Origin of the sequence: Actinacidiphila acidipaludis (assembly GCF_019890725.1) — a bacterium.
Taxonomy (GTDB): Bacteria; Actinomycetota; Actinomycetes; order Streptomycetales; family Streptomycetaceae; genus Actinacidiphila; species Actinacidiphila acidipaludis.
Genome location: NZ_JAINZZ010000033.1, coordinates 36,393 through 57,179, shown reverse-complemented (window position 1 = coordinate 57,179; position 20,787 = coordinate 36,393). Strand labels below are relative to the sequence as shown.

The following is a 20,787-nucleotide window of genomic DNA, read 5'->3' as shown; positions in this document are numbered from 1 at the left end:
CCCCGTGAAAAGTGATCCGGGACAGACTCGTCCCCGAGCTTGCCCGCCAAGTCTCGCGGATCGCGCGGTCACGTCAAGTTCGTTGACCATCTCGTCACCTGATACGCATCGTGCCCGCACAATGCCGGGACCTTGCCCGGAAAGCCCCGTGCGCTGGGCCCGATGAAGGGACCGCATCCCCAACTGACATCAGAAGATGCTGTGTTGACCGCACGCGCGACGCGCGCGCCCGCGCGCGGAGGTTATCGGTGGGGCGTCCTCGGGAACGTTTGAGCGGGCGCGCAGCGAGCAAGCGCCCCACCAGGCAGCCGCGGCGTACGGCGCCCCCTGTACCCCGCCCGGCCTGTGGACGGACCATGGGTGCCCCGGGAAACGCGGTACGGTGGCGCACCAGAGACCGATGACGAGCAGACCACGGCACACCGGCCGAGGGACGAACGACGGCGAGGACTGATGGTCGACCCCAATGAGACGACCGCCGGAACCGGAGCGTCGGAGACCTCCGGGCAGTGGGGCGTGGGCACCCTCGTCGGTGAGGGCCGCTACCGCCTGACCGGCAAGCTGGGCCGCGGCGGCATGGCCGAGGTGTTCGCGGCCGAGGACCTGCGGCTGGGCCGGATCGTCGCCGTGAAGCTGCTGCGCTCGGACCTGGCGGAGGACCCGGTGTCCAAGGCCCGCTTCACGCGCGAGGCGCAGTCGGTGGCGGGTCTGAACCACCACGCGGTCGTCGCGGTCTACGACTCCGGCGAGGACCGCACCGCGACCGGCGCCGTGCCGTACATCGTCATGGAGCTCGTCGAGGGCCACACCATCCGCGACCTGCTCAGCGGGCCCACGCCGCCGCCGGTGGACCAGGCGCTGCTGATCGTGTCCGGGGTGCTGGACGCCCTGGCCTACAGCCACCAGCACGGCATCGTGCACCGCGACATCAAGCCCGCGAACGTGATCATCACGACCACGGGCGCGGTCAAGGTCATGGACTTCGGCATCGCCCGCGCGCTGCACGGCGCGGCGAGCACGATGACGCAGACCGGCATGGTGATGGGCACCCCGCAGTACCTGTCGCCGGAGCAGGCCCTCGGCAAGACCGTCGACCACCGCAGCGACCTGTACGCGACGGGCTGCCTGCTGTACGAGCTGCTGGCGCTGCGGCCGCCGTTCGTCGGCGAGACCCCGCTGTCGGTGGTCTACCAGCACGTCCAGGACGAGCCGCGGCCGCCGTCGGAGATCAACGACCGCGTGCCGCCGGAGCTGGACGGCCTGGTGCTGCGGGCCCTGGCCAAGCAGCCCGAGGACCGCTTCCAGAGCGCCGAGGAGTTCCGCGGCGTCGTCGGCTACGCCCACCAGGCGCTGACGCAGCAGGGCGGCTGGACCGGCGGCATGTGGAACACCGGGCCGGTGCCGCTGGCGGCCCCGATGGCCGGCGCCGGAACCGCGCCGACCATGGTCCAGTCGGCCGGCCCCGGCGAGCACCCGGGGATGACCGCGGAGCTCGGCCCGCCGCTGCTCGCCGGGATCGGCGGCACCAGCGGCGACGACGTGCACGGCTACGGCGAGGGCCCCGGCGGGAACGGCGGCGGGAACCGCTGGGCCAAGCCGGTGCTGTTCGTGATCGCCGCGGTGGTGGCCGCCGTCATCGGCCTCTACCTGGCCACGCACAGCGGGGGCGCGGGCAACACCCCGGCCGACACGACCCCGCCGTCGGTGACGCAGGACACCGGCCAGCAGCAGAACACCCCGAGCCAGGAGCCGACGGACAGCGGCCAGGTCAGCACCGGGCCGACGGACACCGGGCCGACGGACACGGCCACCAAGCCGACGAAGGCTCCGACGACCGCGCCCACCACCACTCCGCCGACGACGCCGGCGACGCCGACGAAGACCACTCCGCCGCCCACGACCCCGAAGACGACGCCGCCGACGACCCCGCCGACGACGCCGCCGACCACCGAGCCGACGCCGTCGGACACGGCGCAGTCGGGCGGCGCGAACTAGCCCTAGGGCCGTTCCTCACCCCGCGAACGCCTCGCGCACCGCCGCGTACTCCTCGGTCCACCACACGGCCAGTGCGGAGGCGGCCGGGAACTGGTGGTCGGCGCGGCGGTCGGCGCGCCCGTAGTGCCAGTGGAGCATCCAGAAGTCGTTGAGCCGCTCCCACCACACGCGGTGCACGGCGGCCGCGACCTCCTCGGAGGTGGCGTCGGCGGCCCGCCGGTAGGCCCGCGCGTAGGCGCGCACCTTGCGCAGGTCGAGGCGGCCGTCCACGGGGTGGAGGAAGAAGATCGCCGCGGCCCTGACGGCCTCCTCGGCGCGGGGCTTCACCCCGAGCCGGTCCCAGTCGACGATGGCGGCGGGTTCGTCGCCGCGGTAGAGCAGGTTCAGCGGATGGAAGTCGCCGTGCACCCAGCCGCTGACCGGGCCGTGCGCGGCCGGTGGGCGCCGGTGGGCGTGGTGCCGCAGCAGGATCCTGCGTTCCAGCAGGCGCTGCTCGGCGAGGGAGTCGAAGGCCGCGTCGGCGGCGTCGGCGGCGCGGTGGGTCCGCACCAGGCCCAGTAATCGTGCGATGTCGGCGTGTGTGCGGCCGGGGTCGGCGCTGGGGTGCAGGCGGGGCGGGGCGGGCGGCTGGACGCTGGCCAGGGCGGTGTGCACCCGGCCCAGCAGGGTGCCGAGCCGCCGCGACTGGGCCTCGGTGAGCTCGGTGCCCTCGCGGTGCCGGCCCTCGACCCAGGGGAACAGCGCGTAGCCGGTGCCGCCGACGACGCTGACCGTCGCGCCGCGGTCGTCGGGCAGCGGGGCCGCGGCGGGCAGGCCCAGGCGGGCCAGGAGCCGGGTGGCGCGGTGCTGGCGGCCGATGACGACCGGGTTCGCGGTGTCGGTGGAGACGTACTGCTTGACGAAGAACCGGCCGTTGGTGGTGGTCAGCCGCCAGCCGCGGTTCAGCAGGCCGCGGGGGACGGGCTCGCAGGTCATCAGGTCGCCTGAGTCCGTGTAGCGGCGCAGCAGAGCGCTGAGCGCCGCAGGCTTCGTCGCCGTGCTGCCCGTCACGGGGCTCAGCGTAGATCACGAAAGGACCCCTTTTGGGTGGGGTGGCGCGCCACCGGGGCGCACAGCGCACTCCGCACCCCTGACGCCACCCCGCGCCACCCCTCGTGCGCCGGTTCGCACCCCCGGCGCCACCTCACGCCACCCCCCTGGAGTCGCTCGGGCATCGCCCTGGAAATCCCCCGCGAATCCCGCGGGAATCCCCAGGGATCCTCGCGGACCCTCACCTCGGCGTCACCCCAGCGCGTGATGCCGCTCGGTCGCCAGCTTCGCCAGGATGGACGTCACGCCCTTGCGGACGCGGCGCTCCTTCTGGCCGAGGCGTTCGCCTATCTGCCGGTTGGTCAGGCCCTCGCCGATCAGGTCCAGGATCTGCCGCTCGTCGCTCGTCAGTTCCTTCACGCCCACGTCCTCGACCTGCACCGACTCCGACCGGGTGCCGCCGCCGCGGAGCCGTTCCATGACCTTCGCGGTGTCGGCCGGGTCCAGCAGCGTGTGGCCCGCGGCCACCTCGCGGACCGCCTGGATCAGGTCCTGGCCGCGGATCACCTTCGGCACGAAGCCGGCCGCGCCGGCCATCACCGCGTCGAAGAGCGCCTCGTCGTCGGCGTAGGAGGTGAGCATCAGGCAGGCCACGCCGGGGGCGTGGGAGCGGACCTCACGGCAGATCTCGACGTTGGCGCCCTCGGGCAGCCGCACGTCGAGCACGGCGACGTCGGGGTGAGTGGCGGGGATGCGGTCGGGGGCCTCCGCGGCGTTCGCCGCCTCGCCGACGATGTCCATGCCGTCGGCCGCCGACAGCAGGTCGTGCACGCTCCGCCGCACCACCTCGTGGTCGTCGAGGAGGAATACGCGGATATTTCCTTCTTCACTCACATGCCAAGCCTCGCACCATTGTGATCCCGCTGCCTCTTACGCAGTTCCGGTATCCGGGATACGGTGCGATTGTCCCGGTGGCCTGCGGGAACGCGAATCTACTAGGAAATCAAAGCAAAACCGCAGGTCGGACGGCTTCGCACAAGGGCGGACCTTATGGGTAACGTCTTGTCTTGCGGGCCATAAGCCGGGGCACTGTCGCGCCTGGCCCTGCCGTGCCGCACACACCCCGTGCGTCATGTCGGACCAGGTGAGAGCCTTCCCCACCCCATCGGTGGGGAGACCCCAGCTGGCCGCCGGCGGATCCCGGGGGCCGGACAGACGGAGGAGCGAACGTGAGCGTGAAAAGCACTGCCGCGCGGAGGACGACCCGCGGCGGCGCGAAGCGCCGTGGGGGCGAGCCCGGGCTCGTACAGCTGCTGACCCCCGAGGGCGAGCGCGTCGAGCACCCGGAGTACTCCATCGACCTGACAGCCGAAGAGCTGCGCGGCCTGTACCGGGACATGGTGCTGACCCGCCGCTTCGACGGCGAGGCGATCACCCTCCAGCGGCAGGGCGAGCTGGGCCTGTGGGCCTCGCTGCTGGGCCAGGAGGCGGCGCAGATCGGCTCGGGACGAGCCACCCGCCCGGAGGACTACGTCTTCCCCACCTACCGTGAGCACGGTGTGGCGTGGACGCGGGACGTGGACCCGCTGAACCTGCTCGGCATGTTCCGCGGCGTGAACAACGGCGGCTGGGACCCGAACGAGAACCACTTCCACCTGTACACGATCGTGATCGGCTCGCAGACGCTGCACGCGACCGGGTACGCGATGGGTGTGGCCAAGGACGGCGCGGACTCCGCGGTGATCGCGTACTTCGGCGACGGCGCCTCCAGCCAGGGCGACGTGGCCGAGGCGTTCACCTTCGCCGCCGTCTACAACGCGCCGGTGGTGTTCTTCTGCCAGAACAACCAGTGGGCGATCTCCGAGCCGACCGAGAAGCAGTCGCGGGTGCCGATCTACCAGCGCGCCGCGGGCTTCGGCTTCCCGGGTGTGCGGGTCGACGGCAACGACGTGCTGGCGGTGCTGGCGGTGACCCGGGCGGCGCTGGAGCACGCCCGCAGCGGTCAGGGCCCGATGCTGGTCGAGGCGTTCACCTACCGGATGGGCGCGCACACCACCACGGACGATCCGACGCGCTACCGCGCCGACGAGGAGCGCGAGGAGTGGGCGTCGAAGGACCCCATCCAGCGGCTGCGGACCTACCTGGAGAAGGAGGGCCTGGCCGACGAGGCGTTCTACGCCGAGGTCGAGGCCGAGAGCGACGCTTTGGCGAAGCGGGTGCGCGACGGGGTGCGGAACATGCCGAACCCCGAGCCCATGGCGATCTTCGAGAACGTCTACGCCGACGGGCACGCGCTCGTCGACGAGGAGCGCGCTCAGTTCGCCGCCTACCAGGCCTCCTTCGAGGATGCGGCCGCTCCCGGGAAGGGGCACTGACATGACCCAGATGCCATTGGCCAAGGCGCTCAACGAGTCGCTCCGCAAGGCCCTGGAGAACGACCCGAAGGTCGTCATCATGGGTGAGGACGTGGGCCGGCTCGGCGGCGTCTTCCGCATCACCGACGGTCTGCACAAGGACTTCGGCGAGGACCGGGTGATCGACACCCCGCTCGCGGAGTCCGGCATCGTCGGCACCGCGATCGGCCTGGCCCTGCGCGGCTACCGCCCGGTGGTGGAGATCCAGTTCGACGGCTTCGTCTTCCCCGCCTACGACCAGATCGTCACGCAGCTGGCGAAGATGCACGCCCGGTCGCTCGGCAAGGTCAAGCTGCCCGTCGTCGTCCGCATCCCCTACGGCGGCGGTATCGGCGCGGTGGAGCACCACAGCGAGTCGCCGGAGGCGCTGTTCGCGCACGTCGCCGGTCTGAAGATCGTCTCGCCGTCGAACGCCAACGACGCGTACTGGATGCTGCAGCAGGCCATCGAGTGCGACGACCCGGTGATCGTCTTCGAGCCCAAGCGCCGGTACTGGGACAAGGGCGAGGTCGACGTCTCGGCGGTGCCCGGGGACCTGCACAAGGCGGTCGTGGCCAAGCCCGGCACCGACCTGACGCTGGCCGCCTACGGCCCGATGGTCAAGGTGTGCCTGGAGGCTGCCGCGGCCGCCGCGAACGAGGGCCGCAGCCTGGAGGTCCTGGACCTGCGCTCGATGTCGCCGATCGACTTCGACACCATCCAGGCGTCGGCGGAGCGGACCGGCCGGCTCGTGGTGGTCCACGAGGCGCCGGTGTTCTACGGGGCCGGCGCCGAGATCGCCGCCCGGATCACCGAGCGGTCCTTCTACCACCTGGAGGCGCCGGTGCTGCGCGTGGGCGGGTTCCACGCGCCCTATCCGCCGGCCCGCCTGGAGGAGGAGTACCTGCCCGGCCTGGACCGGGTGCTGGACGCCGTCGACCGCGCGCTGGCGTTCTGAGGAGAGGGTTGTGACCGTCATGACCGCACAGGCGCAGCGCTTCCGCGAGTTCAAGATGCCGGATGTCGGCGAGGGCCTGACCGAGGCCGAGATCCTCAAGTGGTACGTGGCCGTGGGCGACACCGTCCACGACGGCCAGGTCATCTGCGAGGTGGAGACCGCCAAGGCAGCCGTCGAACTGCCCATCCCCTACGACGGGGTGGTCACCGAGATCCGTTTCGACGAGGGCACCACGGTGGACGTGGGCACGCCGATCATCGTGGTGGACGCGGGCGGTGACGACGCCCCGCAGGCGACGGCCGCCGAGACGCCCGAGCCGGCGGCGGCCCCGGCCGCCCCCGCCGCTCCCGCCGGCGGCGAGCCGCCGGCTGGTGAGGCGCCCAAGCGGGAGGCCGTGCTGGTCGGGTACGGCGTCGCGCCGTCCTCGACCACCCGCCGCCCGCGCAAGCAGGCCGCACCCGCCGCGCAGGCCCCGGCCGCTCAGGCCCCGGCCCCGGCCGTACCCGCGGCCGTCCCCGCACCCGCGGCGCCCACCGGGCTCAACGGGCACGGCGCCCCGGCGGGCGGCGACCGGCCGCTGGCCAAGCCGCCGGTCCGCAAGCTGGCCAAGGACCTCGGCATCGACCTGACGACCGTGGTGCCCACCGGGCCGAACGGCGTGGTGACCCGCGAGGACGTGCGGGCCGCCGCCGAGCCGCAGGCGCCGGCCCCGGCCGCCGCCGAGCCGGTGGTGTCCGCGGCCCCCGAGGCGGGTACGGCGTGGTCGCCGGCCGGCCGCGAGGTCCGCACCCCGATCAAGGGCGTCCGCAAGGCCACCGCCCAGGCGATGGTCGCCAGCGCCTTCACCGCGCCGCACGTCACGGAGTTCGTGACGTTCGACATCACGCGGTCGATGAAGCTGGTGCAGGAGCTGAAGGCCGACCCGGCGTTCGCCGGGCTCAAGGTCAGCCCGCTGCTGCTGGTCGCCAAGGCCCTGCTGGTGGCGATCCGCCGCAACCCCCAGGTCAACTCGGCCTGGGACGACGCCGCCCAGGAGATCGTGCAGAAGTCCTACGTGAACCTGGGGATCGCCGCGGCCACCCCCCGCGGCCTGATCGTCCCCAACATCAAGGACGCGCAGGACAGGACGCTGCCCGAACTGGCCGCCGCGCTCGGCGACCTGGTCACCACGGCTCGGGAGGGCAAGACCTCGCCGGCCGCGATGCAGGGCGGCACCGTCACCATCACCAACGTCGGCGTCTTCGGCGTCGACACCGGTACGCCCATCCTCAACCCCGGGGAGTCCGCGATCCTCGCCTTCGGCGCGGTCAAGCTCCAGCCGTGGGTGCACAAGGGCAAGGTGAAGCCGCGGCAGGTCACCACGCTCGCGCTGTCCTTCGACCACCGGCTGGTGGACGGCGAGCTGGGCTCGAAGGTGCTCGCGGACATCGCGGCGGTCCTGGAGCAGCCGAAGCGCCTGCTGACCTGGGCGTGACGCCCCCGATCCGGGGCTGACGCCCCTCCCGCGCCGGACGGGTTCCGGCGCGGGAGGGGCGGCACGGAACGACGGAGGGGCCGGGCGTACAAACGTCCGGCCCCTCCACCGTGCGTGGCAACGCCGGTTGTGCGGCGATTTGTGCTGCCATCGGCCGTATGGCCGTCTCAGTCTCCGTCGTCCTGCTGCTGCTCCTGCTGGCAGCGATGCTGATGCGCAACCGTGCCCTCAAGCCCAGCCACGCCGTGGTCTGTGTGCTGCTGGGCTTCTGCCTGGCCTCCACGAGCCTGGCGCCCACCATTCAGTCCACGCTCACCTCGACCGCGAACCTGGTGGGCACCATGCACCCGTGACGTGGCGCGCTCAGCCGATCGCGTAGGCCCGGTAGACCGTGGTCTCCGCGGTGTTGCCGTGCGGGTCGGTGACGGTCGAGCGCAGCGAGACCGCGCCCGACGCCGGGTTGGTGACGCGCGCGGCCCACGTGCCGCCGCTGTGCGTCACCGGTGCCGCGTGCCAGGTCTTCCCGCCGTCGTAGGACGCCCACACCTTGACCGACGAGACGGAGTCCGCCGGCGTGGAGGCGTTCGGGTTGGCCGGCCGGGACAGCCACAGCGCCACGTTCGTGGTGCTCCTGGGCGCCGCCGCGCTGTGCATGTTCAGGCCGCTCGGCACGAACTGCGTCAGGAACCCGGGCACCAGCGAGGTGACCTTCGGGTTCGCGTAGAAGTGGAACCGCAGGGTCGACGCGGTGGAGAGCATGTACGCGGGGCGTGCGGCCGTCGGGTAGGTGCGGCTCGCGTCGACGTACAGGGTGTACCAGCCGGTGGACGTCATGCGGCCGGTGAAGCTGGAGTTGTCCGTGCCGTAGTCGGACTGGGTGCTCCGGGCGATCGTCCTGCTGCCGAAGCTCAGCGTGGTGGTGGCCCTGACCGTGGCGTCCGTGCCGCTGCTCGTGGGGTCCTGGAACATCTCACCGGTCCAGAAGTTGGCACGGCCGTTCTGCACGTACGGCATGGTGTGTGCCGGACCGAACGTGGAGCGGAAGAAGATGGGCGAGTAGGACCGGCCGGGAGCGGCGGACAGGTTCTGGGTGAGCGAACCGAGGTTGCCGCCGCCGGAGGCGCTGTCGTCCGCGCCCAGGGACCAGTTGCCCGCGGTCAGGTGGAGCCGGGCCGTGAAGGGCCCTCCGCTCGCGACCTCCTGGAAGAGCATGTTCAGCGGCTCCGGACCCTGCGGCTGAATCGTGAGGTCCTGGCTGGTGCCCCAGTTGCTGCCGCGGCGCACCTCCGCGGTCACCGTCGTCGTGTTGGCCCGGCTGAAGGTCCCGCCGAAGGACGTGGGCATGCCGTTGCCGGTGTAGTAGCCGCGGGCCGCGTACACGTCCTGGCCGAAGCCCTTGTTCCACACGGACATGTACCCCATGTGGAGCTGCTTGGAGGCGTTGGGGATGGCGTAGATGTGTCCCGGGCTGTTGTAGGCGCCCACGGCGCCGACGCAGATGTCGGGCACGTAGGCGCAGACCGAGGTCTGGATCTCCTGGTCGTATCCCGTGCCCGGGCTCGAGCTGAGCTTGACGCTGACCGGGCGGCCCTTGCGGGCGTCGATGGTCGTGGTGACCGTCTTGGACGCGGACACCGTGACGATCTGGCCGCCGATGGTGTCCGTCTGGTCCTTCTGGTTCCAGACGTCGGCGATGACGGCGTAACGCCCGGCCGGCAGGGTGAGCGTCTTGCCGCTGGTGCTGTACTGCTCACCGGCCGTCGAGAGGTTCACGACCGAGATCGGGCCGTTGAGCTGCGCCCCCGCCCTGGTGAGGGTGTAGACCTTCAGCCCCCCGCCGGCGGCCTGCGCGGGTGTGGCGGCCAGGGTGACCGCCACGGGAACGGCCAGTGCCGCCGCCCCCAGCAGTGCTGTGATGCGCTGTCTGCGCCGCATGAGTTCTCCCCGGACTTCGTGCGAACGTGCGTGATACACGAGGTGAAAAACGGCTGATCCTAACAGTGGGCGACCACGGTCCTGCACCGGGTTTCCGTCGCCACGGGAACGGGAGGAATCGGCTGATTTGCGGGGGTCTGGGGCCGGTGCTGGAATGAATGGGCAGAGCTGCCGTCGGCGCGCGGGTCCTGCCCTGGGGTCTGGACCTTGCGGACGCAGCAACCTCCGCCGGCGCCCCCGCTTACCGGCCCGCCCGCGGTGGTGAGGGTGCCGATCGATGGAGGTTGGGCTGTGAGCACCGAGTTCGAAGAGATGGGTCCCATCGACTACGTCATCGTCGAGTTCCCGGGCAGCAAGATGACCGGCGAGGGCCTGCCGCTGCTGGTCGACCTCGTCGACCGCGGCATCATCCGCATCCTCGACCTGCTGTTCGTCACCAAGGACCTGGACGGCACCCTCACCGCGCTGGCGCTCAGCGACGCGACGGGCGAGGACGTCCCGGAGCTGGCGGTCTTCCAGGGCGCCGCGTCCGGGCTGCTGGGCGAGGACGATCTGGCGGAGGCCGCGTCCGTGATCGAGCCGGGGAACTCCGCGGGCGTGCTGATCTACGAGAACGCCTGGGCCGCGCCGTTCGCCGCGGCGCTGCGGCGTGGCGGGGCGCAGATGGTCGCGAGCGGGCGCATCCCCCTCCAGGACCTGATGGAGGCGCTGGAGCCGGCATCGGCGGGCGGAGCGTAGGCGTAGCGGGGCGCGTGGCGGCTTTTCACGCCGTCCCGCGTCGCCCGTGATGTGTCACGCGCCGCACGGGGTGCAGGAAGCCGGGTCGGCGGAGGGCGCCGAGACGGCCGCGAAGGCCGAGAAGGAGAGGTTCAGCCATGCCGGGTCTACTCAGGGGAGTCGCGCGGACGGCCGTGGTGGCCGGGACCGCGACCGCCGTGTCCAATCGTGTCTCCCGGCGGCAGGCGGGCCGCTGGGCCGCTCAGGAGGGCTATCCGCCGCCCGAGCAGCAGTACGTCGCCCCCGCGGCGCCGATCGCGCCGGCCCCCGCGGCCGACGCGACGCAGGAGGACGACATGACGCGCAAGGTCGAGCAGCTCAAGCAGCTCGGTGACCTCAGGGCGGGGGGCGTGCTGACGGACGCCGAGTTCGAGGAGCAGAAGCGGCGCGTTCTCGGCGACTGACCCTCCGGCCGCCGTAACGGGCTGTCCCGGCCGGTTCTCCGCGAGTAGATTTCCCGCTGCACCGGCGGGCGCCGGTCCGTGGGGGAGGAGACGGCGTGGCGGGGGACAGCGTGGTGGGGAGCGACAAGGGCGTGCCCGTGTCGGGTCCGCTCGAGGTGAGGGTGGCGCCGCTGCGCCGCACGATGGGACGCGTCCTGCTGATCGTCGTGCCGTCGATGCTGTGGATGCTGCGGCCGCAGGACTCCCTGTTCATGGTGGGCAGCGTGGTGTTCTTCGGCGTGCTGTACGCGCTGCTCATCCTCGTGTCGATCGGGACGTTCCTGACGCTCCGGGCCAAGGGCTGCGTCATCCGCCTCGACGACTCCGGGGTCACTCTGCACGGTGAACGCACCGTCGCCTGGTCGGAGTTGGCGTCGGTGCGGCGGCTGAAGAAGTACCCGGACGCGCTGGCCTTCGTGCCCAGGTCGCAGGTGCCGGAGCTGCCGCCGGCGCCCTCGGGCCTGCTGAGCCGGCGGCCGGACAGGCGCCGGGAGCGGCTGACCCGGCGGTACGGCACCCCGCTGGTGGTGTTCACCCGCTTCTACTCGGCGAGCGCCGACGAGGTCGCGGCCGCGGTGGAGCGGTTCGGCGGCGGAGTACCGGTGATCCGCGAAGAGGTCTGAGGCTGCTGCGGTCCCGGGGCGGGCTGAGGCGGGCTGAGGCGGTCCGGGGTTGGCTGAGGTGGCTGAGGGCGGCCCCGGCGGCCTTCCGCCGCCTCAGGCGGACTGGGCCTGGAGGCGGCCGGAGCGGACGGCGTCGACCAGCGCCCGGTGGTCCTTCTCGTTCTGGTCCGCGTACAGCTCGGCGAACTCGGCCAGCGCGCGGTCGAAGACCTCTCCGCCGCCGAGGTAGGCGGCGATGGCGATCCGGTCGCCGGACCGGGCGTGCGCGCGGGCCAGCGTGGCCCCGCACAGCTCGCCGAACGCCCGCAGGCCTTCGGGCACCATGATCTCGGGCTGGGCGATGCCCTTCCAGTCGCGCAGCTGCCGCACGTAGAAGTCCCGGCGGCGGCCGTCCATGCCGTCGACGCGCTCCCAGCCGAGGAAGATGTCGCTGGTCGCCTGCATCAGCCGCTGCCCGCTCACCACCCGCTCGCCCTCCGTGCGGTGCGTGCCGGCGCCGCAGTACGGTTCGAGGACGGACGGGCCGGCCTCCTTGGCCTGCAGGATCAGCGGGTCCTCGCCGTCCTTGCCGAGCAGCAGCACGATCCAGCAGCGCGTGCCGACGCTGCCCACGCCGACGACCTTGCGGGCCATCCCCGCCACCCGGTACTGCTGCAGCAGGAACCGCCGGTCGGACTGCAGGGTGCGGCCGTAGCGGCGCAGAAGCCGCTCCAGCTGCTGCTCCAGCGCGGTGCGTTCGGCCTTCGGCAGCAGATCGCGCACGGGCACGATCAGCGGCGGGTCGGAGGCCAGCCGGCGCTCGCCGTCGACGACCTCGGTGAGCTTCTCGAACGCCTGCAGGTTGTCGCGGCTGCGGGCCTTGGCCGTGGCCCGCTCCCAGCGTTTGCGGCCGCGGGCGCCGACCTTCGGGATGATCCGCTCCCGGACCCAGTCCTCGTCGAACCGGGCGTACCAGACGTCCAGGTTGCCCATGCCGGCGAAGGAGCGCATGTGCTCGCGGTAGGAACGCACCGCGGCGCGCACGATGCGGCCGCGCTCCCTGGCGTCCCAGCCGTTGGCCCGGGAGGCGATGACCAGGCTCGCCGAGAGCCGTTTGACGTCCCACTCCCAGGGGCCGGGCAGGGTCTCGTCGAAGTCGTTGATGTCGAACATCAGATGACGCTCGGGCGAGGCGAGGAGCCGGAAGTTCAGCAGGTGGGCGTCGCCGCACAGTTGTGCGCGCAGGCCCGACCGCGGGGTGCGGTCCAGATCCATGGCCATGACGCCGGCCGCGCCGCGGTAGAAGCGGAACGGCGACTCGGTCATGCGGCCGTAGCGGATGGGGACGAGCTCGGGGACGCGGGCGGCCGACTGCGCCTCCACGACGTCGACCAGGTCCGGCCGGTCGGGGGCGGGGGTGAACTCGGCGTGGCTGGAGCGGGGTGCGGTGGCGCGGGCCTGGCGGCCGAGCGCGGCGCGCTCCTCGGGGGTCGCGGCGACGGGCCGGCCTGCGGGTTTCGTGCTGCGGGTACGGGGGGCCATGGTTCGGCTGCTGCGCGGCCGGCGGTCAGCCGGCCGGCTCCCTGTCGTGGCCGGGGCCGCCGGTGCAGAGCGCCCAGATGACGAAGGCGTTGATGGCGATCACCGTGAGGGCCCAGAACGGGTAGTACGGGATCCACAGGAAGTTGGCGACCATCAGCAGGCCCGCCAGGGCGACGGCGACGGCGCGTGCCCACAGCGCCCCGGTGAACAGGGCGGCGCCCGCGAGCGCCACGAGGACGCCGAGGGTCAGGTGGATCCAGCCCCAGCTGGTGAGGTTGAACGTGTAGACGTAGTGGCGCGAGGTGACGAGGATGTCGTCCCTGGCGATCGCGGTGATGCCCTCCAGGACCGCCATCGCCCCGCCGAAGATCATCATGACCCCGGCGAACACGGTCCAGCCCCGGCGCCAGCCCCCCGCGCCTCCGCTCCGGTAAAGATCGTCCCGACGGATGTCCGCAGTAGTCATGCCGGGCTCCTCTCCTCCTGCTCCTCCAGACTGACACGCCCCCCACCACTCGGCGCGCTCACCGGAGTGGGGCCTGTCCGGATCGCGGACGGATGTATCGTGCAGGCATCTGTTGTATCTATGATGTGCGCATCATGGATGCCACAGCCGTCGCCGCCGCTCCGGCGGTCAAGTCGCCGCCCGCCGCCGAGCGGGTCTACCAGTACGTCAAGACCGGTGTGCTGGACCGCAGTTACGAGGGCGGAACGCTGCTCACCGAAGGGGACCTGGCCGAGGCCGTGGGGGTGTCCCGGACCCCGGTGCGCGAGGCGCTGCTGCGGCTGGAGGCCGAGGGCCTGCTCAAGCTGTACCCGAAGAAGGGCGCCCTGGTGCTGCCCGTGTCGGCGCAGGAGATCGCCGACGTGGTGGAGACCCGGCTGCTGGTCGAGCAGCACGCGGTGCGCAAGCTCGGCGGATCGGTCCCGGCCGGGCTGATCGAGCGGCTGGAGGAGTCGCTGGCCGAACAGCGCGTGCACGCCGAGACCGGCGACCTCGCCGCGTTCGCCGTCGCCGACCGCTGCTTCCACGCCGAGATCGTGCGCGCCGCCGGCAACCGCATCCTCGCCCAGCTCTACGACCAGTTGAGGGACCGTCAGCTCAGGATGGGGGTGGCCACGATGCACGCCGAGCCGAGCCGGGTGGCCAAGAACATCGCCGAGCACACCGAGATCCTGCGGGTGCTGCGCGACGGTGCGGTCGAGACCGCCGTCGAAGTGGTCGGACAGCACGTGTCCTGGGTCAACACCCTTGCCCGGGGCGAGTCGTGAGCGCCGGGTCCCCGGCCGCGAGGACACTTCCCGGCGATCCCCCCGGCGGCCGGCGCGCCGTCCTGGTCTGGGGCGTCGGCACCCTCGTCTACCTGGTCGCCGTCGTCCACCGCACCAGCCTCGGCGTCGCCGGCATCGACGCGGCCGCCCGCTTCCACATCGGGGCCTCCGCGCTGTCGACCTTCTCCATCCTCCAGGTGCTGGTGTACGCGGGGATGCAGATACCCGTCGGCCTGATGGTGGACCGGCTCGGCACCCGCCGGGTGCTGATGCTGGGCGCGGTGCTGTTCACCACCGGTCAGCTCGCGTTCGCGCTGTCGCACTCCTACGGGATGGCGCTGACCGCGCGGGCGATCCTCGGCTGCGGTGACGCGATGACGTTCGTGAGCGTGCTGCGGCTGGGCTCGCGCTGGTTCCCCGCACGCCGCGGTCCGCTGGTCGCGCAGGGCGCGGCGCTGTTCGGCGTGGCCGGCAACCTGGTGTCGACGGTGGCGCTGTCCCGGCTGCTGCACTCCGCCGGGTGGACGCCGACGTTCCTCGGTACCGCGCTGGGCGGCGCCCTGGTGCTGGTGCTGGTCGCGCTGTTCCTGCGGGACCACCCCGAGGGGTACGCGCCGCCGCCCGCCCAACACGCCGGCGCCGCCTACGTCCGCCGGCAGATCGCCGACTCCTGGCGTGAGCCCGGCACCCGGCTGGGCATGTGGACGCACTTCACCACGCAGTTCTCCGGCATGGTCTTCCTGCTGCTGTGGGGGCTGCCCTATCTGGTGGAGGACCAGGGGCTCTCGCGCGGCGCGGCGGGCGGGCTGCTGACCCTGGTGGTCGTCGCCAACATGGTCTTCGGGATGCTGTTCGGGCAGCTCATCGCCCGTCACCACGGGATGCGGATGCCGCTGACCCTCACGGTGATCGCCGCGACCGCGGCGGCCTGGGCGGTCGTGCTGTCCTGGCCCGGCGGGCAGGACCCGCTGTGGCTGCTGGTGGTGCTGTGCGTGGTGCTCGGCGCGTGCGGCCCCGGCTCGATGATCGGCTTCGACTTCGCCCGGCCGGCCAATCCGCCGGAACGTTTCGGTACGGCCTCCGGCATCGTCAACATCGGCGGCTTCACCGCGTCGATGATCACCCTGCTGGCCATCGGCGTGCTGCTGGACGCGACCGGGGACGACTACCGCGTCGCGTGGAGCAGCGTGTTCGTCCTGCAGGCCGTGGGCACCGTGCAGATCCTGCGGCTGCGGCGCGCCGCCGAGCGCCTGGAGCGCGAGCGGATCGCCGTCAGCCGGGTGGAGAGCGTGCACCGTACGGCGCCGGCGCCGGTCGCGGACTGACCCCTGAGGGGTGCCGGCGGGACGTCGACCGCCAGGCCCCCGGCGCCCACCGGCGCGGACGTCGGAAGGCTCGGGCGCTGGTCAAGCCGTCGAGAGGCCCGGGCGCCCACCGGCCCGGACGTCGGAAGGCCCGGGCGTCGTTCGCCCGGGCCTGACGGGGCCGGCCGGAACGCGCCGGGCCGGCGTCAGCGCGTGACGGCGATGTTCGCGAGGATCGCGTCCGCGAGGTCGGCGTCGCCCTCGATCTTCAGCGAGTCGGTGACCGCGGCGGGCTTGACCCGGCCGCACAGCAGCCGCAGGAACGTCTCCCAGTCCACGACGAACGTGACCGCCGGGCCCAGCGACACCGCCGAGTCGATGGAGCCGCGCCCCTCGGAGTTCACGCGGACCGTGCGCATGAACTCCAGCGGGCCGTGCACGTCGAAGACCACCGCGGAACCGGGCTTGGCGCCCGCGTCCTTGGCGACCAGCTTCGGCAGCGCGCGCAGCACGTAGTCGCGCGCCAGCACCGCGCCCGGCGACGCGAGGTTGCCCGGCGTGTTCAGCGCCCGGCGCAGGTCCTGCTCGTGCACCCAGACGTCGAACACCCGGCCCCACAGCTGCTCTTCGAGCGTGATCTCGCCGCCGCCGATGGCGCGCACCTGGGCGTCGGGCTGCCGGGACTCGTTCCGCAGCTGCCGCGAGCGGCGGATGATCGTGTACTCCAGCTCCGAGGTCATCTCGGGGGCGGTGTGGTGCCGCCGGGTGTCGACCGGCACCTCGGTGTACCGGGCCATCTCGCTGTCGATGTGGCGCAGGTCGCTGGGCAGGGTGTGGATGGGGCGCGGGTCGCCGAGCAGCTCGCACTCGAAGCCGATGATGTGGGAGACGACGTCCCGCACCGACCAGTACGGGCACTCGGTGGGCCGGTTCCATTCGCCCTCGGCCAGGGGTGAGACCAGGTCGTTGACGGACTCTATGGAGTGGGTCCAGGCGTCGATGTACGGCTGGAGCTTGCTGTGGACGGTCACGGGACCCCTCGACGGTCGGTGCGCGGTCGTGGTGGTTGGCGCCTAAGTTACGCTGCGCGCGGGCGCCCACGCAGTGCTTTCGAGTGACGATGGTAGGCCCGACTAGACCACCAACGTATGGGCGGTGACCCGGTGCGCGCAACGCTTCTCCAGATCGACGTCGACCCGGCCGAGCAGGTCGCCGACCGGCGGGAGCGCGTGGCCGCGCTCGTCGCCGCGCAGCGCGGTGCCGATCTTGTCGTCCTGCCCGAATTGTGGCCGGTCGGAGCCTTCGCGGCGGACGACTTCGCGGCGGAGGCCGAGCCCGTCGACGGCGGTCCGACGGCCGTCGCGATGGCGGCCGCGGCGCGTGCGGCGGGGGCGTGGCTGCACGCCGGCTCGATCGTCGAGCGGGACCCCGAGGGACCGCTCTACAACACCTCGCTGCTCTACTCGCCGGACGGTGAACTGCGCGCCGCCTACCGCAAGATCCACCGCTTCGGCTTCGACGAGGGCGAGGCCGCGCTGATGGCCGGCGGGCGGGAGATCGTCGCCGCACGGCTGCCGCAGACCGTGCTGGGGCTGGCGACCTGCTACGACCTGCGCTTCCCCGAGCAGTTCCGGCTGCTGGTGGACGCCGGGGCCGAGGTGCTGGTGGTGCCGGCGGGCTGGCCGGCGCGGCGGCGGGCGCACTGGCGACTGCTGGCGCAGGCCCGGGCGGTGGAGTCGCAGGCGTACGTGGTGGCGTGCGGGACGGCGGGCACGCACGCGGGGGTCGAGCAGGCCGGGCACAGCATGGTCGTCGACCCGTGGGGTGAGGTGCTGGCCGAGGCCGGGCCGGGCGAGCAGGTGCTCACCGTGGACCTGGACCCCGCACGGGTGGCGGCCACCCGGGCGGACTTCCCCGTCCTGCGCGACCGCGTCCTCGGCATCCCGACCCCTCGCCCCTGAGCGGCGCTCCCGCAGCTGACGCCCACTCCGGGAGCTCGCGCGTCAGTCCGCACCCCTTTTTTGCTCGGCCTTCCTCCTCGCTCCCTCCGCGGGCGGCCTCGTTCCTCGGCCGCCCACTCCGGGAGCTCGCGCGTCAGTCCTCGTGCTCCTTGGCCACCAGCCGGTCCACGCACACCGCGATGGCGATCAGCATCGAGGCGTCCGCGTCCTCGCGTTCGACGTCGATGGCGTAGGCGTCGCGCAGGCTGAACCACTTCCGGGAGATACGGGCGAGCCGCTCCCCCTCGTACTCGATGTCGAACTCCTTGTCGATGAGGTCGCCGCGGATCTCCAGCTCCTCACCCGACGCCAGTTCCGCGCGATAGACCTCGTGCAGGAACGCCAGCCGCTTCTTGCGCACGGTCACCAGCACGTGGCCGTCCCGCTCGACGGTCATCGCGTCCCGCAGGCTCAGCAGCTTCTTGTGCACCACGGCGACCACCGCGCCGGACGGATCCTGCAGCTCCAGGGTCTCGCGGACCCGCAGCACCTTGCCGTCGACATAGAACGCCCGGTTCCCCGACTCGTCCTCGATCCAGAAGTCGTCGCCGATCGAGAACATCTTCTCCCGCACCAGATATTTCATGCCGCCATTCCTACCCGTTCCGCCGTCCGGTCAATCCGTGCCCCCACTCCGCGGGGTGGCAGAATATCCGCCGCGTCATTCTTGTGGCGCAATTCAGGACTCCGCTTAACCGGTTCCGCTCCCTCGCCGTTTCTTTTACGCGAACTGCGAACGCACGGCAATGAGTTGGGAAAGACATCGTGTTGCGCGGGTATAAGCGGGCGGCTGTGGCGGATGGTGCTGGACGAACCGTCACAGAAGCCTGGTAAGAGTGCATATCGCAGAAATACGCAGGAAGAGCCGCGAAAGTCATCCTGGGAGATTTCTGTGAGGAATGCTTGACCGCCTTTGAAATCTTCTGCTTTGCTGCCTCCGCAAGCGGCTCGGAAAAGCCGTTTTCTGAAGTCCCCTCAGCTCCCTTGGTCCGCACCACCGTTGAGATCCAACCGGTGCGGAAGACGGTGTACGGCTCGTCCTGTCCGTTTGTCAGAACCGTGTCCACGAAGGGATCTCCGGACCGCCCACCATGCGGCCGGGGATTGACGAGAGAGGCAACCCCCACCATGGGTCCCACCCCCACACGTCACGCGAGAACCGTGGCTCTCACCGGAGCCGCCTCGGTGGCGCTCGCGATAGCCGGCCTCACGGCCATGGCGGCACCGGCGCAGGCCGGCGTCGCGCCGGAGCCGGCCGCGTCGCACGCGACCGCGAACCCGTACAGCCCCTCCTACCAGCACGCCTACCGGCACGGCGCGCTGCCGACGCTGCAGCAGAACGCCAAGATGAAGTCGTGGGCGAAGTCCCACGCCACGGCTGCCGCGACCGGTCCGGAGACCCTGTCGTACGGCGGCGGCGTCGACGGCATCGGCGTACAGAGCGGCCACTCCAAGGTCTACCTGGTCTTCTACGGCACGCAGTGGGGCACGCAGGGCACGGACTCCAGCGGCGACGCCACGTTCACCGGCGACACCGACAGTGCCGCGCACGCCGCCCAGGAGATGTTCAAGGGCATCGGCACCAACAACGAGCTGTGGTCGGCCGACCTGACGCAGTGGTGCGACGGTCCCAACGTGAGCGCGGGCGCCACGAGTTGCCCGTCGAACGCCAACTTCGTCCCGTACCAGAGCGGCGGTGTGCTCTCGGGCGTCTGGTACGACAACTCGGCGGCGTCGCCGAGTGCGGCCAGCGGGCACCAGCTGGGCGCGGAGGCGGTCAAGGCGGCCAGTCACTTCGGGAACACCACGGCGGCGGCCAACCGTGACGCGTACTACGTGATCCTGTCGCCGCACGGCACCAATCCGGACAACTACCAGGGCCAGTACTGCGCCTGGCACGACTGGAACGGCGACACCACGCTCACCGGCGGCGCGGTCAGCTCCAGCGTCGGCGACGTGGCGTTCAGCAACCAGCCGTACAACATGGACTCGGGCGCCGGCTGCGGTGTGGGCTTCGTCAACTCCCCCGGCACCCTCGACGGCTGGACGATGACCCTCGGCCACGAGTGGCACGAGATGATGTCGGACCAGAACCCGGCGGGCGGCTGGACCAACCAGACGGGCAGCTCGTACAACGGCCAGGAGAACTCCGACGAGTGCGCCTGGCTCAGCCCCGGCACCTCCGGCGGCGCCGCCAACATCAACTTCGGCAGCCACGGCACCTACGCCGAGCAGGCGAGCTGGTCCAACGACACCAACTCCTGCGCGATCTCCCACCCGATCGTGGGCGGCGGGTCCCAGGGCAACACGGTCACGGTGACCAGCCCGGGCAACCAGTCGACGGTGGTCAACACCGCGGTGAGCCTGCAGATCCACGCGAGCGACTCGGCCTCGGGCCAGACGCTGACGTACTCGGCCACCGGCCTGCCGGCGGGCCTGTCGATCAACTCCTCGACCGGCCTGATCTCCGGCACGCCGACCGCCACCGGCACCTCCAGCGTGACGGTCACCGCCAAGGACACCACCAACGCCACCGGCAGCACCTCGTTCAGCTGGACGGTCGGCACGTCCGGGGGTGGCGGCTGCACCGCGAGCCAGCTCCTGGGCAACCCCGGGTTCGAGACCGGCAGCGCCGCGCCGTGGACGGCCTCCACCGGCGTCGTCGACAACAGCACCGGTGAGCCCGCGCACAGCGGCTCCTGGAAGGCGTGGATGGACGGCTACGGCACCACCCACACCGACACCCTGTCCCAGTCGGTGACCATCCCGGCCACCTGCACGTCGGCGAGCCTGAGCTTCTACCTGCACATCGACACCGCGGAGACCACGACCACCTCGGCGTACGACAAGCTCACCGTGGCCGCCGGCTCCACGACCCTGGCCACCTACTCCAACCTCAACCACAACACCGGCTACGCGCAGAAGACGGTGAACCTGTCCTCCTACATCGGCCAGACCGTCACGCTGAAGTTCACCGGCGCCGAGGACTCCAGCCTGCAGACCTCGTTCGTCATCGACGACACCGCGGTCAACGTCTCCTGACGACCGCCTGACCGCCTGACC

The 20,787-nt window shown here is 71.7% G+C and carries 19 protein-coding genes; 12 read left to right on the top strand and 7 right to left on the bottom strand.

Annotation, left to right across the window (positions count from 1 at the left end; genetic code table 11):
* Nucleotides 1–453 precede the first annotated feature (453 nt).
* On the top strand, nt 454–1,995 hold the full coding sequence (locus K7862_RS23545) for a protein kinase domain-containing protein (protein WP_222965752.1): 1,542 nt from the start codon (nt 454–456) through the stop codon (nt 1,993–1,995).
* A 15-nt stretch (nt 1,996–2,010) separates the two neighbouring features.
* Here the strand turns inward: K7862_RS23545 and K7862_RS23540 are convergent, their stop codons facing one another.
* Both K7862_RS23540 and K7862_RS23535 read right to left on the bottom strand, forming a co-directional pair.
* Nucleotides 2,011–2,970 carry a phosphotransferase gene (locus K7862_RS23540; RefSeq protein WP_222965797.1) on the bottom strand — a complete coding sequence of 320 codons (960 nt, stop codon included), beginning with the start codon at nt 2,968–2,970 and terminating at the stop codon, nt 2,011–2,013.
* A 306-nt stretch (nt 2,971–3,276) separates the two neighbouring features.
* Nucleotides 3,277–3,918 carry a response regulator transcription factor gene (locus K7862_RS23535; protein WP_222965750.1) on the bottom strand — a complete coding sequence of 214 codons (642 nt, stop codon included), beginning with the start codon at nt 3,916–3,918 and terminating at the stop codon, nt 3,277–3,279.
* Nucleotides 3,919–4,253: 335 nt separating this feature from the next.
* Between K7862_RS23535 and pdhA the strand changes: the two genes are divergently transcribed.
* The 4 genes from pdhA (at nt 4,254) to K7862_RS23515 (ending at nt 8,202) form a co-directional block, all read left to right on the top strand.
* Nucleotides 4,254–5,399 carry a pyruvate dehydrogenase (acetyl-transferring) E1 component subunit alpha gene (gene pdhA, locus K7862_RS23530; RefSeq protein WP_222965748.1) on the top strand — a complete coding sequence of 382 codons (1,146 nt, stop codon included), beginning with the start codon at nt 4,254–4,256 and terminating at the stop codon, nt 5,397–5,399.
* A 1-nt stretch (nt 5,400) separates the two neighbouring features.
* A complete protein-coding gene (locus K7862_RS23525; RefSeq protein ID WP_222965746.1) occupies nt 5,401–6,375 on the top strand; it encodes an alpha-ketoacid dehydrogenase subunit beta in 975 nt (324 codons plus the stop codon).
* 19 nt (nt 6,376–6,394) lie between these two features.
* Complete coding sequence (locus K7862_RS23520) at nt 6,395–7,849, top strand: dihydrolipoamide acetyltransferase family protein (RefSeq protein ID WP_222965795.1); 1,455 nt, start codon at nt 6,395–6,397, stop codon at nt 7,847–7,849.
* Between the two features lie 158 nt (nt 7,850–8,007).
* On the top strand, nt 8,008–8,202 hold the full coding sequence (locus K7862_RS23515; RefSeq protein ID WP_222965744.1) for a hypothetical protein: 195 nt from the start codon (nt 8,008–8,010) through the stop codon (nt 8,200–8,202).
* Between the two features lie 10 nt (nt 8,203–8,212).
* Here K7862_RS23515 and K7862_RS23510 read toward each other — a convergent pair whose 3' ends face one another.
* Nucleotides 8,213–9,784, bottom strand: a complete 1,572-nt coding sequence (locus K7862_RS23510; protein ID WP_222965742.1) for a hypothetical protein — start codon at nt 9,782–9,784, stop codon at nt 8,213–8,215.
* A gap of 291 nt (nt 9,785–10,075) precedes the next feature.
* Between K7862_RS23510 and K7862_RS23505 the strand changes: the two genes are divergently transcribed.
* The 3 genes from K7862_RS23505 to K7862_RS23495 all read left to right on the top strand — a co-directional run bounded on the left by K7862_RS23505 (nt 10,076) and on the right by K7862_RS23495 (nt 11,627).
* Nucleotides 10,076–10,522, top strand: a complete 447-nt coding sequence (locus tag K7862_RS23505) for a DUF6325 family protein (RefSeq protein ID WP_308012137.1) — start codon at nt 10,076–10,078, stop codon at nt 10,520–10,522.
* Between the two features lie 137 nt (nt 10,523–10,659).
* Nucleotides 10,660–10,965: an SHOCT domain-containing protein gene (locus K7862_RS23500; RefSeq protein ID WP_222965740.1), complete on the top strand. Its 306-nt coding sequence runs from the start codon at nt 10,660–10,662 to the stop codon at nt 10,963–10,965.
* Between the two features lie 95 nt (nt 10,966–11,060).
* The gene (locus K7862_RS23495) at nt 11,061–11,627 is read left to right on the top strand and encodes a hypothetical protein (RefSeq protein ID WP_222965738.1); all 567 of its coding nucleotides are present in this window, start codon (nt 11,061–11,063) and stop codon (nt 11,625–11,627) included.
* Nucleotides 11,628–11,720: 93 nt separating this feature from the next.
* Here K7862_RS23495 and K7862_RS23490 read toward each other — a convergent pair whose 3' ends face one another.
* Both K7862_RS23490 and K7862_RS23485 read right to left on the bottom strand, forming a co-directional pair.
* Entirely contained in the window at nt 11,721–13,148 is a 1,428-nt protein-coding gene (locus K7862_RS23490) for a DUF2252 domain-containing protein (RefSeq protein ID WP_222965736.1), read from the bottom strand.
* 25 nt (nt 13,149–13,173) lie between these two features.
* Nucleotides 13,174–13,614: a DUF7144 family membrane protein gene (locus tag K7862_RS23485; protein ID WP_222965734.1), complete on the bottom strand. Its 441-nt coding sequence runs from the start codon at nt 13,612–13,614 to the stop codon at nt 13,174–13,176.
* 134 nt (nt 13,615–13,748) lie between these two features.
* Between K7862_RS23485 and K7862_RS23480 the strand changes: the two genes are divergently transcribed.
* Both K7862_RS23480 and K7862_RS23475 read left to right on the top strand, forming a co-directional pair.
* Nucleotides 13,749–14,420 carry a GntR family transcriptional regulator gene (locus K7862_RS23480; RefSeq protein WP_222965732.1) on the top strand — a complete coding sequence of 224 codons (672 nt, stop codon included), beginning with the start codon at nt 13,749–13,751 and terminating at the stop codon, nt 14,418–14,420.
* Nucleotides 14,417–15,745, top strand: coding sequence for an MFS transporter (locus K7862_RS23475; protein WP_222965730.1), 1,329 nt, complete (start codon nt 14,417–14,419; stop codon nt 15,743–15,745). The genes K7862_RS23480 and K7862_RS23475 overlap by 4 nt, the downstream gene beginning before the upstream one ends.
* A gap of 185 nt (nt 15,746–15,930) precedes the next feature.
* On the opposite strand, the gene K7862_RS23470 is transcribed toward K7862_RS23475, so the two are convergent.
* Complete coding sequence (locus tag K7862_RS23470; RefSeq protein ID WP_222965728.1) at nt 15,931–16,755, bottom strand: maleylpyruvate isomerase family mycothiol-dependent enzyme; 825 nt, start codon at nt 16,753–16,755, stop codon at nt 15,931–15,933.
* A 132-nt stretch (nt 16,756–16,887) separates the two neighbouring features.
* Here K7862_RS23470 and K7862_RS23465 point away from each other — a divergent pair, with 132 nt between their 5' ends.
* Nucleotides 16,888–17,685, top strand: a complete 798-nt coding sequence (locus K7862_RS23465; protein WP_222965726.1) for a carbon-nitrogen family hydrolase — start codon at nt 16,888–16,890, stop codon at nt 17,683–17,685.
* Between the two features lie 133 nt (nt 17,686–17,818).
* On the opposite strand, the gene K7862_RS23460 is transcribed toward K7862_RS23465, so the two are convergent.
* Nucleotides 17,819–18,310 (bottom strand): LURP-one-related/scramblase family protein, encoded by a 492-nt coding sequence (locus K7862_RS23460; RefSeq protein WP_222965724.1) that lies wholly within the window; start codon nt 18,308–18,310, stop codon nt 17,819–17,821.
* A gap of 575 nt (nt 18,311–18,885) precedes the next feature.
* On the opposite strand from K7862_RS23460, the gene K7862_RS37770 reads away from it, so the two are divergent.
* Nucleotides 18,886–20,766, top strand: a complete 1,881-nt coding sequence (locus K7862_RS37770; RefSeq protein ID WP_308012136.1) for a putative Ig domain-containing protein — start codon at nt 18,886–18,888, stop codon at nt 20,764–20,766.
* Nucleotides 20,767–20,787: the final 21 nt, after the last annotated feature.

What these genes read in the sequence shown, in the direction of transcription:
- K7862_RS23545 (WP_222965752.1), top strand. Translation starts at nt 454, where the DNA reads ATGGTCGACCCCAATGAGACGACCGCCGGAACCGGAGCGTCGGAGACC.
- K7862_RS23540 (WP_222965797.1), bottom strand. Translation starts at nt 2,970, where the DNA reads ATGACCTGCGAGCCCGTCCCCCGCGGCCTGCTGAACCGCGGCTGGCGG.
- K7862_RS23525 (WP_222965746.1), top strand. Translation starts at nt 5,401, where the DNA reads ATGACCCAGATGCCATTGGCCAAGGCGCTCAACGAGTCGCTCCGCAAG.
- K7862_RS23520 (WP_222965795.1), top strand. Translation starts at nt 6,395, where the DNA reads ATGACCGCACAGGCGCAGCGCTTCCGCGAGTTCAAGATGCCGGATGTC.
- K7862_RS23515 (WP_222965744.1), top strand. Translation starts at nt 8,008, where the DNA reads ATGGCCGTCTCAGTCTCCGTCGTCCTGCTGCTGCTCCTGCTGGCAGCG.
- K7862_RS23510 (WP_222965742.1), bottom strand. Translation starts at nt 9,784, where the DNA reads ATGCGGCGCAGACAGCGCATCACAGCACTGCTGGGGGCGGCGGCACTG.
- K7862_RS23500 (WP_222965740.1), top strand. Translation starts at nt 10,660, where the DNA reads ATGCCGGGTCTACTCAGGGGAGTCGCGCGGACGGCCGTGGTGGCCGGG.
- K7862_RS23490 (WP_222965736.1), bottom strand. Translation starts at nt 13,148, where the DNA reads ATGGCCCCCCGTACCCGCAGCACGAAACCCGCAGGCCGGCCCGTCGCC.
- K7862_RS23485 (WP_222965734.1), bottom strand. Translation starts at nt 13,614, where the DNA reads ATGACTACTGCGGACATCCGTCGGGACGATCTTTACCGGAGCGGAGGC.
- K7862_RS23480 (WP_222965732.1), top strand. Translation starts at nt 13,749, where the DNA reads ATGGATGCCACAGCCGTCGCCGCCGCTCCGGCGGTCAAGTCGCCGCCC.
- K7862_RS23460 (WP_222965724.1), bottom strand. Translation starts at nt 18,310, where the DNA reads ATGAAATATCTGGTGCGGGAGAAGATGTTCTCGATCGGCGACGACTTC.